The organism is Maribacter aurantiacus (assembly GCF_005780245.1).
Lineage (GTDB): Bacteria > Bacteroidota > Bacteroidia > Flavobacteriales > Flavobacteriaceae > Maribacter > Maribacter flavus.
Genome location: NZ_VBUK01000001.1, coordinates 78,390 through 90,985, shown reverse-complemented (window position 1 = coordinate 90,985; position 12,596 = coordinate 78,390). Strand labels below are relative to the sequence as shown.

At 43.8% G+C, this 12,596-nt stretch carries 14 protein-coding genes; 6 read left to right on the top strand and 8 right to left on the bottom strand.

Features of this window, described 5'->3' with window-relative positions; translation table 11 throughout:
• Window positions 1-5: 5 nt before the first annotated feature.
• The 6 genes from FEK29_RS00445 to FEK29_RS00425 form a co-directional block, all read right to left on the bottom strand.
• Window positions 6-1,169, bottom strand: a complete 1,164-nt coding sequence (locus FEK29_RS00445) for an efflux RND transporter periplasmic adaptor subunit (protein WP_138256437.1) — start codon at window positions 1,167-1,169, stop codon at window positions 6-8.
• A 26-nt stretch (window positions 1,170-1,195) separates the two neighbouring features.
• The gene (locus FEK29_RS00440) at window positions 1,196-2,536 is read right to left on the bottom strand and encodes a TolC family protein (protein WP_138256436.1); all 1,341 of its coding nucleotides are present in this window, start codon (window positions 2,534-2,536) and stop codon (window positions 1,196-1,198) included.
• Complete coding sequence (locus FEK29_RS00435; RefSeq protein ID WP_138256435.1) at window positions 2,537-3,142, bottom strand: TetR/AcrR family transcriptional regulator; 606 nt, start codon at window positions 3,140-3,142, stop codon at window positions 2,537-2,539.
• 82 nt (window positions 3,143-3,224) lie between these two features.
• Complete coding sequence (locus FEK29_RS17850; protein WP_161595292.1) at window positions 3,225-3,368, bottom strand: hypothetical protein; 144 nt, start codon at window positions 3,366-3,368, stop codon at window positions 3,225-3,227.
• On the bottom strand, window positions 3,346-3,780 hold the full coding sequence (locus FEK29_RS00430; protein ID WP_138256434.1) for a hypothetical protein: 435 nt from the start codon (window positions 3,778-3,780) through the stop codon (window positions 3,346-3,348). The genes FEK29_RS17850 and FEK29_RS00430 overlap by 23 nt, the downstream gene beginning before the upstream one ends.
• Window positions 3,781-3,783: 3 nt before the next feature.
• Entirely contained in the window at window positions 3,784-4,323 is a 540-nt protein-coding gene (locus FEK29_RS00425) for an RNA polymerase sigma factor (protein WP_138256433.1), read from the bottom strand.
• A 139-nt stretch (window positions 4,324-4,462) separates the two neighbouring features.
• On the opposite strand from FEK29_RS00425, the gene FEK29_RS00420 reads away from it, so the two are divergent.
• Window positions 4,463-5,437: a polyprenyl synthetase family protein gene (locus FEK29_RS00420; protein WP_138256432.1), complete on the top strand. Its 975-nt coding sequence runs from the start codon at window positions 4,463-4,465 to the stop codon at window positions 5,435-5,437.
• Between the two features lie 29 nt (window positions 5,438-5,466).
• On the opposite strand, the gene FEK29_RS00415 is transcribed toward FEK29_RS00420, so the two are convergent.
• Window positions 5,467-6,615: a lycopene cyclase family protein gene (locus FEK29_RS00415; RefSeq protein ID WP_138256431.1), complete on the bottom strand. Its 1,149-nt coding sequence runs from the start codon at window positions 6,613-6,615 to the stop codon at window positions 5,467-5,469.
• A gap of 49 nt (window positions 6,616-6,664) precedes the next feature.
• Complete coding sequence (locus FEK29_RS00410) at window positions 6,665-8,929, bottom strand: TonB-dependent receptor (RefSeq protein WP_138256430.1); 2,265 nt, start codon at window positions 8,927-8,929, stop codon at window positions 6,665-6,667.
• Between the two features lie 102 nt (window positions 8,930-9,031).
• On the opposite strand from FEK29_RS00410, the gene FEK29_RS00405 reads away from it, so the two are divergent.
• From FEK29_RS00405 to FEK29_RS00385, 5 genes are all read left to right on the top strand, one after another.
• On the top strand, window positions 9,032-9,694 hold the full coding sequence (locus FEK29_RS00405) for a metal-dependent transcriptional regulator (RefSeq protein ID WP_138256429.1): 663 nt from the start codon (window positions 9,032-9,034) through the stop codon (window positions 9,692-9,694).
• Between the two features lie 10 nt (window positions 9,695-9,704).
• Window positions 9,705-10,526, top strand: coding sequence for a ZIP family metal transporter (locus FEK29_RS00400; protein WP_138256428.1), 822 nt, complete (start codon window positions 9,705-9,707; stop codon window positions 10,524-10,526).
• Between the two features lie 113 nt (window positions 10,527-10,639).
• On the top strand, window positions 10,640-11,083 hold the full coding sequence (locus FEK29_RS00395) for a hypothetical protein (RefSeq protein ID WP_138256427.1): 444 nt from the start codon (window positions 10,640-10,642) through the stop codon (window positions 11,081-11,083).
• A gap of 698 nt (window positions 11,084-11,781) precedes the next feature.
• Window positions 11,782-12,144 carry a nuclear transport factor 2 family protein gene (locus FEK29_RS00390; RefSeq protein ID WP_138256426.1) on the top strand — a complete coding sequence of 121 codons (363 nt, stop codon included), beginning with the start codon at window positions 11,782-11,784 and terminating at the stop codon, window positions 12,142-12,144.
• 21 nt (window positions 12,145-12,165) lie between these two features.
• A complete protein-coding gene (locus FEK29_RS00385) occupies window positions 12,166-12,552 on the top strand; it encodes a DUF423 domain-containing protein (RefSeq protein ID WP_138256425.1) in 387 nt (128 codons plus the stop codon).
• Window positions 12,553-12,596 lie beyond the last annotated feature (44 nt).

Here is a 12,596-nt window from a genome sequence, read left to right as displayed (position 1 = left end):
GAAACTTACTTTTGAATTTTTACTTTTTGGCCGTCCTTTACACTTCTGGCACCTTCCTTGATTACTTGATCCCCCGCTTCCAGACCGGATAATACCTCTGCTTGTCCCTTTTGGGTTTTGCCAATGGTAATTATGGTTCTTTTCACGACCGCTTCATTTTCAGAATCGGGATTACCTGCTACGAAAACATATTGATCACCTTCCGCGTTTTCTGAAATAATGCTAGAAGGTATCAGGATGGCATTCTCGCTGGTGTAATCGTTAAGGTTTACCTTGGCGGTGAGGTTTGGTTTGATCTGTCCGTCCTTGTTGGGGACCGGTATTTCTACGCTAAAAGATCGGTTGGCGGGATTGATAAAGTTTCCTGTTTCCCTGATTTCCGTTTGGATGCTGTCACCCAAAACCGGGAAATATACCAAGGCCTCCTTGCCTTTTGATATAGCGCCCAGATACGTTTCTGGGACATCGACCTCTATGAACATATCGGAAAGGTTTACAATGCGAAATACTTCCGAACCCGGACCGGGTGCAACCACGGTTCCCTGATCTTTGATAACATCGTCAATGATACCGGAAAAAGGAGCCCTGATGGACGATTTCCCCAATTGGCTTTCCGCTTGTTTTACGGCATCCTGTCTGGCCTCGAATTCGGCCTTCGCCGATAGGTATTCGATTTCAGAACCTATCTGTTGGTCCCACAGCCTTTTCCTTCTTTCAAATGTGGTCTTGGCCAGTTCTGCCTGCGTCTTTAACTGGGAAAGCTGGCTTCCCATGCCGCCATCGTCTATGGTCGCCAATAACTGCCCCTTGTTTACGCGCTGCCCTTCCTTCACGTATACTTTTTGCAAGGTACCCGCCATTTCTGGATAGATAAGCACGTTCTGTTTGGTGCTTACATCGCCCTGAAGTTCCAAGTAGTGATTGAATACTTGGGGGTTTGCTTCGATCGTATTGACCAAGGGTAGTTTTTCTTCCGTACCAAATTTCAATATGGCGGAATCCAACTGTGCCAATTGGCTTTCCAGTTCTTTTTGTTGGGTTACCAGCTCGTTCTTTTTGGCCCGTATCGCTTCCAGATCACCCTTTTCTATAACACCCGTTACGGATTGGTTTTCGCCCCCGCAGGATGCTAGTCCTAGTGAAATGGCCAGAAAAAGTAGTTTTTTCATAATACTATGTTTAATTGATTGATTGCTTAAGATTGTTTGTTTAGAATGATTTCCAGTTCCGTTTTCTTATTGATGACGTCCACCATGAATTGTAGGTATTCCTGTTGGGCCGTATACAATTGCGTCTGCGCCTGCCTTAGCTCAAAACTACTGGCGAGACCTTCCGTATATTTGATTTGGTTCTTGTTTTCTATACGCTCGGCAAGTGCCAGGTTTTCCTTGGAGGTCTGGTATTGTTCAATGGCCAATACGTAGTTGCTTTTGGCATTTTCTAATTGTAGACGTATTTGTTGTTCTGCCTCCGTTAACTGCGTCTTTGCCTTTTCCATAGCGATTTTAGCTCGTTGGGTGCTTGCACTTCGCTTTAAGGAACTAAAAATGGGGATGCTTAGATCAATGCCAAAGGAAGAAAACTCGAAATAGTCCTGGCCCCTATCAAAAAAAGTAAATTGATCCCCAAAGGAAAGCGCACCGTAGCTTACAAAACCATTTAGGGTGGGCAGGGCCCGGCTTCTGGCCAATTTCCATTCAAAATACCGCTGTTCGTTGAGGTTGAGGGCAATTTTATAGTCCACGTTTTCTTCAAGGTTCAGATCGGTTTCCATGATTCCCAAGTCGATTTGTTCTTCGGTGAGGTTTTCCAAATCCTCCTTTAGTTGGGTTGGGGCATCCAGATCCAGTCCCATGACCACGTTCAGCATCTGCAGGGTAATATCTTCCAATCGTACCGCGTTCTTCAACTGGTTTTCAATGGATGACAATGTTATTTTTAGCTGGTCCACGCTTTCTTCATCACTAAGTCCGTTCTCAAACAGTTTGCTGGTCTCATAGAGATTTTTGTCCAAGGTTTCCTTGTTTCGCTGTAGAATTGCGACGCTCTCTTTCGCCAAAAGGACATTTCCATAGGATTCTACCACCGCTTTACGAACTTCTTGGGCCGTTTTTTCATTGTTATTGGCACTGTAACGTAAAAAGGCCTTGGTCGCCTGCACGCCTACAATATAGGAGCCGTCAAAGATTTTCTGGCGTAGTGTAGCAGAGGCATTTACCTGCTGGGGTTGCCCAAAGACCACCTCCACAAAGGTTCCAGGTTCACCACCGGCAATTTCGCCCGGCAACTGCACTACTTGTTGTATCAATTGGTTTTGGTAATTGACCGCACCTGATATTTGCGGCAACCCGTCCGCAATGGTTTCCCATTTTTGTTTTTGGGCATCGATGAGGTCCCTATCGGCATTGATGGCACTATAGTTGTTTTCGAGTGCAAAGGCAATGGCCTCCTCCAAGGTAAAGCTATAGGTTTCTTCCTGCCCATGGCCCAATATGAAGGCCATGAGCGTAATTAAAATGATTAGTTGATTGCGCATTTATTGTTGATTTGAATTGATGATTTCGTTTAATTTTTGTCGGCCTTCCGGGGAAACGATACCTCTTAAGTGATATTCCAAATAGGTTTCCATCAAGAATATGGGGGAAAAACGATCTAAGGGGAACATAACTTGGTCTTTTATACTGTTCATACCGGCAAAGTAGATGCGGGCAATGAACTCAACATCCAAGTTGGGTCTATAGAGCCCCATTTCCATACCCCTTTGAATATTTGAAGTGACACAGTGCTGCATCATTTCAAATTGCATATCCTTGAGTTTCATGTAGATTTTAGGATAGTACTTCATTAACTGGTATTGGGGGGATGTCTTCTCGTCTTTAAGATGGCCAAGGACATACTTTTTTATTTCAAAGAGTTCTTCGATAGGGTCTTTTTCCAACTCGGTTATTTCGTTGATTCCATCACTCATGGAACAGAATTTGCCCATGACACAATCTTCGACCAAGGCAGTTTTGTTGCTGTACTCTGAATAAATGGTCTTTTTGGAGATGCCCATGGTATTTGCTATATCGTCCATGGTGACACTCTTGAACCCATAGTTCAGGAACATATCCGTTGCCGTTTCCCTTATTTTCTCTTTCATGATAGGGGACAAATGTAGGGCAGGAAACTTTAAAAACCGAAAAAGTTTCCAAAGTTTTACAATTTATTAACAAACGGTGGATTCAATGGTTCGTGGCTGGTAGGAAGCGGGGTTCAGTGAGATTCGCTTCTTGTTCCTCCATCCTGGGCGTATCCACATTCAAGCTCCAAAAAAAGGCTTTGTTCAAAAAGTGATATTTTTTTCTAGGGCTGGCTTCCTTCTTCATTTTGTTCCTTTTTTAGTCGATTTACGAAGTTTTTATAGGCAAGTTCTCCCTCTTCCTTCCAAAAGGCATCGTAATGCTCCCATTCTGTAAAATCCCTTCGCATGGGTCTGCATCGGTTTTTGAAAAATTCTTTTTTCCTGGATTTTTTCCTTTTGTCATGGCTGCCCCCGCCACCTCCAAATCCAAAAATTATTTTGGACAATAACAGAATACCCAAGGCCTGCCAGTAGCCCACCGTAGGTAATCCGAATAAATATGGCATCAACCAGTTCCACAAGTACATAACTACGTAACCCACCAAAAATGCAATTCCTATACCCAGCAGTACAAAAAAGAAGATTTTCACTACTTTTTTTACCGATTCCTTTACAGTGTTTTCCACCTGTTTTTCAATGTTTTTGCTTGTTTCCATAACTCATGTGTTTATTTTTTCCGATTTTAATTTTTTCAACAAAATGGACAGGGCCCTATGTCTTCTTGACATCAGTGTTCCAAGTGATATACCGGTCTGGTTCGCTATTTCCTTGTAGGTGTATCCTTCAAAGTCCACCGCGATGATGATGTCCCTGTAGACCGGTTTCAGCGCTGCAATGGCTTCTTTCAGCTTCTCCTTCAATTGTTCTGGATAGGTCTCCTGAAAGTCATCCTGGAACAGACTCGTGAATTCCGTCCATAGAATTTCCAGGGTTTCCCCATCATCTACCCGTTCTTTTTTCGTGCGCATGATATCAATGATCCTATTCCTGATCGCGTTGTAAACAAAACCGCCTATATTGTGAATGGGCAAGGCGTCCAAAGGCCTGGAGAAAATCCGTAGTGCAACATCCTGAATAATATCCTCCGCGTCACTTTCTGCCGTGTGCCTTATTTTGGAGCGCACATAGCCCTTCAGCGAACTGTATTCTTCCTCAAAGAACTCGGTTAGGTTGTTATTCTGTTGTTTTCTTGAAACCACTGATGGTTTTTCTTTAGGTCTTCACTAGTAGAGACGACGGTTTTAGAAAGTATTGCGTTTTTTTGGAATATTTTCTTTTAACATCTGACGTATTTGTTCGCTTTTTGTAACAATGGATGTATTTTTGAAAAAAAACTGCATGCAATCCATCGATTTTTATAGGTCGGAATTCCTTTCTTATATGGAGTCCAAATTTGTGTTAAAGGAACCTGTAAATCTTTACGAACCCATCAATTACATACTAAAATTAGGAGGGAAACGCCTTCGCCCAGTTTTGGCATTACTAACGGCCGAAATTTTTGACGGGTCCTATAAAAATGCCCTCGATGCCGCCCTGGCCATAGAAGTCTTCCATAATTTTTCCTTGGTACATGACGATATCATGGATGCCGCACCCGTACGCAGGGGCCAGGCGACCGTACATGAAAAATGGGATACCAATACCGGGATATTATCGGGCGATGCCATGCTCATCTGTGCCTACCAACTTTTTGAAAATTATCCACCGGATACGTTTCGGGATTTGGCAAAACTCTTCAGTACAACGGCCCTGCAGGTCTGCGAGGGGCAGCAGTATGATGTTGATTTCGAGTCCAGGGAAGATGTAACGCTTCCGGAGTATCTAAGAATGATCGAATACAAAACGGCCGTTCTGGTCGCCGCCGCCATGAAAATGGGAGGTATCGTGGCGCATACCAGCCCACGGAACCAGGAACATATTTACAATTTTGGGTTGAACCTAGGCATCGCCTTTCAGCTTCAGGACGACTATTTGGACGTATTTGGGGACCCTGAGACCTTTGGAAAACAGGTAGGAGGGGATATCATCGAGAATAAAAAGACAATTCTCTTCATTAAGGCCTTGGAATCCGGTTCAGGATCGATTAAAAAGGAACTTTTGGATCTGTATTCCATTCAGCCCGGGGACCCAACGGATAAAATCGAGGCCGTAAAGACCATATTCAGGGAGAGCGGAGCTGCGGAATCCACCCAAAATGCCATTGAATCCTTCACCCAAAAAGCCTTTCTTATTTTGAACGATTTGGATATAGCCGATTCCAAAAAGGCCATTCTCAAACGGTTTGGAGAGAACCTGATGCGCCGTACGGTTTAATCCAAATTTTTCTATTGCATATTCCGGGTTTAAAAAAGTCGTTTAAAGATTGCCTTGATGAAGGGTATGTTGGGGCACCCGGAGATAAATTGGAGCTCTTCCCCAAAACTCGTCTCTTCGTCCAGAAACTTGAAGATCAGTTCTGGTTTTCTTTTTTTGAAGAGGCTGGTGAAAATTTCATGCCCTATCGCATTATTGTTATAAAGCACGTCCAGAAGCAACAGATCGTAGAACCAAAATCGTTTTTTTTGCCCTAGGGCGTGTATAGTGTTGTCCGACTTCAAATTGGACACCAACAACGGAATTTTCTTGGAAGACCCCATAAAGGTGTAGCCTGTACTGGGTTTGGCCCATCCGCCCGCGGTTCCAATACGTGTAATCCTACCAGAATTGCGTTGGGTAAAATCATGGCAGGTCATGGGGATACTTCCCTGTTCCTGCTCCAGGATTTCGAAAGTATCGCATTGTAGATCGGTACGGATGTAGTCCCTAAGGGCCGCCTCATAGTCGGGTTTTGGCAGCACCTCTTTGGAGAAGAGCGTGTACTCTACGAGGGCCTCGTCTTCCTTGAAAGGCAGTACGTACATAAAGCGGGTATTTCCCTTTTGTGGCACGGAAAAGTCCATGTAGGTTGCCTTTTCCACGTGAAAAACGGGCTTGGGGGTTTTGATGACCCATCCCACAAAGTGTTGTTGAAGCAGGGGGTATTTTCTATCGGCCTCCAGCATTTCATAATGAAACCGACTGTCAAAAACCTGATGGCACGTATATTGGGTTTCTTGGGTATGGACCATAACCGAACTTTCCGATTCCTTTACTTCCACAACCGATTCTTGTTGAAAACGGATATTGGGATACCCTTCAAGCTTTTTAAAATAATGTGCGTAGAAATCGATGCCACGTACCATTTTATAGGAGTAGGGGGCAATGTCATAGCTTTTGGAAAAATCCTGCCCCTTGAAAATAATCTGCTTCCATTTTTTATACAAGATGTCATCAAATGCTCCATCGCCCTTTTCCCAAAAACACCAGGTACGATCGTTACTCTTTTTGGCGTCCCTATCCAAAAGGAGGATGGACTTTTGGGCAAAAAACGAATCCTTGCCCAAGGCATCGGCCAAAAGTAGTCCAGAAGCACCTGCTCCAATGATGATGTAATCGTAGTCCAATTTGGCCATACCCAAAAATAGGGATTTCCGTATCCAACTTTCAAAATTCTACTGGGTATTAATTTATCCGGTACCGCAGACCCAGAAATCCCCGTATGCCCTGATTGGGACCATAGACATACGAAGGGTCAAAGGTAAGGGCATTGGGATTGTTGGGTGTGGCAACGGGAATACCGTTGGAATCGAACACCACCTCGCGGTCGAAGGGGTCGTTGGCACGGGCGATGATAAAGGGATTGCCTCGGTTTGGTGTCCAGTCCAACAAATTTTTAATTCCGCCATAGATTTCCATATCCTTAAGTCCCTTGTATGTAAATTGAACGTTCTGTATGCTCCAAAGTGGGGAATAATCGCTTCGTGGGTCCGTTTCGCCCAAGGTGGGAAGTCGCATAGGGCCATACAGATTTCCGGTATAGTCCACCGTTAGTTTTAAATTTTGAAACGTATAGCCCAAGTTCCAAGTGCCGGTGTAGCTTTCCGTAAGTATCTGCCTGGTTTTTACACCATTTTCCGTTTGGCTGACATCCTGAAACGTTGCACCGAGCAAAAACTTGAATCCATTTGGAAAGACTACATCCAAATTGGCACTTATTCCTTGGGATTCCGAAAAACCGTCCAGATTGTCATAGATGATTTGGTTGGGATTGGTATCGTAATCAGGTAGGATGGCATTGCTGAATCGGGTATAGAAGGCCGATGCGTCCAAGCTTGCGAACGTACCATTGGAACCATATATCTTTTTAAGATAGTTCAGGTTCACATTGACGGAACGTTCCGGTTCCAAAGCTTCGGTTACGATAACGTCCCGGGCGCCGGTCAATGCGGCATGGTCTTCCGTGAATAAATTCACTACCCGGAACCCCGTACCGGCGTTTAGGCGTAGTATATCGTTATCCGTTATCTTAAACCGGTAGGCAGTCCTGGGCGTGTAAATCGCCCCGTGCCGATTGTCATAATCGTATCGGAGTCCCATTAAAAGGGAATGTTTGTTGGCCAAGGCCACTTCGTCCTGTAGGAATAGGCTGGGAATCCAAACCTCGTCCGCAAGGGGTGTTGCCGGAGTGTTGTCGTTATAAAAATTGTATCGGAGGGACGTGCCCACCAAAAGATCGTGCCTACCCACTTTTTTGTCCCAGGTCATTTGGGCAAAACCAATGCGCTGATCTGCCAAATATGGGGTATCCCCGTACACCGAATTCTGACTGTGGTCATTGTACGAAAAGGAGAACAACACTTTTTCCTCCAGGGGTAGCTGATATTTCCCCAAAATTTCCCATCGGCTGGTGTAGATACTCTCACCATATATTTCATCTCCCCCACGAAACTCCGGGGTCCATTGCAGCTCCCCGCCCCATCGGTCTTCATAAAAATAGCGGCCGGCCAGTGAAAATATTCGGTTATCCTTTCGTTGAAAACCCCACTTTTGGAATACGGAGATACGGTCCTGAATCGTTAAATCGGTAAAATTATCCCCGTTGTTATCCACCAGCTGATCAAAATTGAAATAGTTGAGGCCTAGTAGCACGTTCGCTTTTTTCCCTACGTCTATTTTGGCACCCACATCCAGATTGTATTCGCCCCATCCGGTCAAAAAGGTATCTGCGGCGAAATCCGGGGCTTCCAAATTGTTTTTGGTGATGATATTGATTAATCCCCCAACGGCCTCGCTACCATATAAACTGGAGGCAGGCCCTTTGACGATTTCGATCTGTTCGATCAGGGAGTTAGGGATTCCCATAAGGCCATAAACCGTTCCAAGGCCGCTTACAATGGGCATGCCATCGATCAACACCAGGGTATACGGACCTTCCAATCCGTTGATGTGGATATCACCCGTATTGCAGACATTACAGTTTATTTGCGGCCGAACCCCATTGACGTTCTGCAAGGCCTCGAAAATGTTTGCCGTTGGGTTTTGTTTCAGAAAAGTAGGACTATAGACCTCCACAGGAACCGGGCTTTCGGAACGGCTCACGGCTTTAAGGGTACCTGTAACCACCATTTCATCTAGGCTTTCCGCCACTGGGGCCATTTCTATATCGAATAACAGTTGCTGGTTTTTTACAATTGAAATTCGTTGTTCAAAAGGGGCATATCCCATAATGGAGGCGATAAGGGTATACGTTCCGGCATCCACATTGTTAAGGGAATAATTCCCAAATTCATCGGTAGCACTTCCGATTTTGGTGTTTTTTAAATAGATGTTTGCAAAAGGAATCGCCTGCCCCTCAGATGAAACATGGCCCGATACAGTAGCTTCCTGTGTCCATGTCCTAAGACAAAACAACATTAGAAGAATACAGCAAACATATCTAATACACATAAGTCAAAATATTATTTTAACAATTACTAAAAATAAATTTAGACAAAACTAAATATTTGTTTTTGGATATAAAAATGTAATTTAGCAGGATATAAAAAAATAATGACCCTTTCAGAAGAAGATTATATAAAGACCATTTATCATTTGAGCGGAGGGCAGGAAGCTTCCATTTCCACGAACGCCATTGCGGACCAAATGGATACCAAACCATCTTCCGTAACGGATATGATCAAAAAACTATCCGAGAAGAACATGGTGAACTACAGGAAGTACAAAGGGGTTTCCTTAACGGAAAAGGGTAGGCTTACGGCGCTTTCCATTGTTAGAAAGCACCGGTTGTGGGAGGTCTTTTTGGTGGATAAACTGGATTTCGCATGGGACGAGGTCCATGAAGTAGCGGAGCAGTTGGAGCATATAAAAAGTGACAAGCTCATTGATAAATTGGACACCTATTTAGGAAACCCTAGGGTAGATCCGCACGGCGACCCTATTCCATCCAAAGATGGGGAGTTTAAAAAGTCGGTCAAAAAATTGGTCAGTGAACTTCCCGTTGGTTCCGAAGGTGTTTGTGTGGGGGTCAATGATTCCTCCGTCGCTTTTTTGAAATTTTTGGACAAGAACCAAATATCCTTGGGAGATACCTTAAAAATTGTGGAGCGGGAGGATTTTGATGGTTCCATGAGTATCCTGATTAACAAAAGGGAAATGAGGATATCGGACCAAATAGCCTCTAACCTCTATTTGGAAGTATTGGAAAAGAACTAAACGAACGTATATGGATGCTGTTATCACCTATTTTGAATCGATAAACCCTGTGTTGGCTGCCTTGTATGCCACCTTGTTCACATGGATTCTTACGGCGGCAGGAGCCTCCTTTGTCTTTCTTTTCAAGACCATGAACAGGGCCGTGCTGGACGGTATGCTTGGCTTTACTGGGGGCGTTATGGTCGCCGCCAGTTTTTGGAGCTTGTTGGCCCCGGGTATCGAAATGAGTCCGGGCGAGGGCTTTGTAAAAGTAATACCCGCCGCAGTGGGCTTTTTATTGGGGGCTGCATTTATTTTTGGTTTGGATAAAATTCTACCCCATTTGCATATCAATTTTAAGGAAAGCGAGGCCGAAGGTGTAAATACCCCTTGGCATAGGACAACCTTGCTCACCTTGGCCATTACCCTGCACAACATTCCGGAAGGTTTGGCCGTGGGCGTACTGTTCGGAGGTGTTGCCGCGGGTTTTGAGGGCGCTTCCATTGGTGGGGCCGTCGCCCTTGCCTTGGGAATAGGGCTTCAAAATTTCCCGGAAGGTTTTGCAGTGGCCATGCCCTTGCGTAGGCACGGACTTAGCCGGACGAAGAGTTTTCTATTCGGACAGGCCTCTGCTATTGTAGAGCCCATTGCAGGCGTTTTGGGTGCCTGGGCGGTACTTACGTTTCAACCCATTCTGCCCTACGCACTTTCCTTTGCGGCAGGAGCCATGATATTCGTGGTCGTGGAAGAGGTTATACCGGAAACACAACAGGATAAGTATACGGATATCGCAACCATGGGCTTTATAGGTGGCTTTATCATCATGATGACGCTGGATGTTGGATTGGGATAAACCGATCTTTCATAGTGGGGCCAAAATAATTTTTCAGGAAATACGCAGTTATAGTTAGTGAACTTTCGACTTGAGTAACGGCGAATTCGTAATGACCCTAACAGCTTAAAAATATGGATTCAAAAAAGAGACATTGGTTTTGGAACTTGATATTGGTCCTTACCATCACACTTTGCGTCTCCGCCTTAATGGTTCACTATAAAAACTGGGTCAAGACCGCACCGGACCATATACGCCTGCTTTCCGGGTTTTATGTGGAGAACGTAGCCTACTCCGACTTGGACAGTGTGGTTTTCGTGGAGCGAATTCCGCCCATGATCCGTTTGAATGGATTTTCCGCCCTTGAGAAGGAAAAGGGCATCTTTCAGGAATTTAAGGATTCCTTGACGGATAAAAAAATCCATGTCTTTGTGGATAATATTTCCCAGCCCAAAATTAAATTGGTCTACAAGGATTCCCTAAAACTCTATTTCAACCTTAAGGATTCCCTGGAAACTGATGTACTGTTCAATCAACTTCAGCAGAAAATACCTGCCATGGGCATGGAACCCAATTAAGGATAACCCGTTGTGCATTTTAAAATTTTATACAAAATATCAGTTTGGGTGCTTGATTTTTAATTTTTACCAACGAAAATCAAGTGTATCGAGAACCTATGGGCCATAAAAATGTTCTCGATACAATTTTTCTTCATTGCATTGCGAAAAATCACTACCAATGACATAATTCTTAACATAAAAAATTGCCGGATATTTAGATTGCATCTATACTCGTGGCTTTCCCTTCATTTTTTTCTTGATAAAAAAACGAAGCAAAAAAATCAAGTTGAAAATAGGCAATTGCTGCGCACCATTCACTATCGGGTTTACATTCGTTGTGCTTGCGCACCGCACTTCCAACCCTTCGTTCATTATCGCTGATTTTCAACGGACACTACAAACTCTAATTTATAAATATAGAACCACCATTGAAATCTACACACTCCGTTCAAAAAAATGTCATTCACATTTCAACGAAAATTTTTTCCAATGGCTCGAACTGACCCTTTTATCAGGGTAACAGGTTCAAAATGCACAACGGTTTAAGGATATTGCTTCTTTTAGGTAGTTCGATTTATGACAAAAGCAAAAACTTAGTAGCTCAATATCCTGAGGCTAGCACATTATTCGTATTTTTAGTCCTGCCTTTTAATTTATATTAAGGATTAATTCCCAGCACAAAGGGAAGGGGTAATTAGTAGTAAAATCCGAACTTTATGACAACCCAGGATATTGCCAATAAACTGGTATCTTACTGTAGACAAGGGGACTTTGAAAAACCGTATCAAGAGCTATACAGCCCAAAAATTATAAGTATAGAAAACGATGGTACTAAAGAAGGAGCCCGTGTGGAAGGTTTTGAAGGAATACAGCAAAAAGGGGAGTGGTGGCAGGAGAATTTTGAAGTTCATAGTACCGAGGTTTCTGAGCCTATTGTGGCAGATAATTGGTTCTCTGTAAGGTTTGAAATGGATACGACCCATAAGCCATCCGGTCAACGGTCCAAAACCTCCGAAATCGCAGTATATCAGATTCACGACGGTAAAATAGTGAAAGAGCAGTTTTTCTATGATGAATAGCAATTATCAAGGTGTCCCTTTATGGTTTTGTTAGCTCAAGTAATAGGTGCTTTTTTTGGACTGTTGGGAATCATCCTGGGTGCCTTTGGTGCGCATCGGTTGAAAAAAACCTTTACCCAGGATCAATTGGCCAGTTTTGAGACCGGGGTCAAATATCAAATGTACCATGCCCTGGTCCTCTTGATGATCGGGTTTAATTACAATCTGGAAACCAAGGCAGAACAGTATATGGTGCTCAGTTTTATTCTGGGAACCCTACTGTTTTCCTTCAGTATTTATGGATTGTGCGTGAGCGCATCCAAAGAAAGAAAATTAAAATTTCTGGGACCTATTACTCCGCTTGGAGGCTTGTTGCTGGTCTTGGGTTGGGCATTGCTTTTCTATTCCTTTATTGATACGTTGATTTGATCATTGAAGTTTCCTGAAGGTCTTTCTTGCCCGTGCCGTTCAGG

Bases quoted from the DNA above. Each gene is read 5' to 3' on its own strand.
- FEK29_RS00410 (WP_138256430.1), bottom strand. From the start codon at position 8,929: ATGTGTATTAGATATGTTTGCTGTATTCTTCTAATGTTGTTTTGTCTT.
- FEK29_RS17850 (WP_161595292.1), bottom strand. From the start codon at position 3,368: ATGAAGAAGGAAGCCAGCCCTAGAAAAAAATATCACTTTTTGAACAAA.
- FEK29_RS00400 (WP_138256428.1), top strand. From the start codon at position 9,705: ATGGATGCTGTTATCACCTATTTTGAATCGATAAACCCTGTGTTGGCT.
- FEK29_RS00435 (WP_138256435.1), bottom strand. From the start codon at position 3,142: ATGAAAGAGAAAATAAGGGAAACGGCAACGGATATGTTCCTGAACTAT.
- FEK29_RS00385 (WP_138256425.1), top strand. From the start codon at position 12,166: ATGGTTTTGTTAGCTCAAGTAATAGGTGCTTTTTTTGGACTGTTGGGA.
- FEK29_RS00445 (WP_138256437.1), bottom strand. From the start codon at position 1,169: ATGAAAAAACTACTTTTTCTGGCCATTTCACTAGGACTAGCATCCTGC.
- FEK29_RS00405 (WP_138256429.1), top strand. From the start codon at position 9,032: ATGACCCTTTCAGAAGAAGATTATATAAAGACCATTTATCATTTGAGC.
- FEK29_RS00395 (WP_138256427.1), top strand. From the start codon at position 10,640: ATGGATTCAAAAAAGAGACATTGGTTTTGGAACTTGATATTGGTCCTT.
- FEK29_RS00430 (WP_138256434.1), bottom strand. From the start codon at position 3,780: ATGGAAACAAGCAAAAACATTGAAAAACAGGTGGAAAACACTGTAAAG.
- FEK29_RS00415 (WP_138256431.1), bottom strand. From the start codon at position 6,615: ATGGCCAAATTGGACTACGATTACATCATCATTGGAGCAGGTGCTTCT.
- FEK29_RS00390 (WP_138256426.1), top strand. From the start codon at position 11,782: ATGACAACCCAGGATATTGCCAATAAACTGGTATCTTACTGTAGACAA.
- FEK29_RS00420 (WP_138256432.1), top strand. From the start codon at position 4,463: ATGCAATCCATCGATTTTTATAGGTCGGAATTCCTTTCTTATATGGAG.
- FEK29_RS00440 (WP_138256436.1), bottom strand. From the start codon at position 2,536: ATGCGCAATCAACTAATCATTTTAATTACGCTCATGGCCTTCATATTG.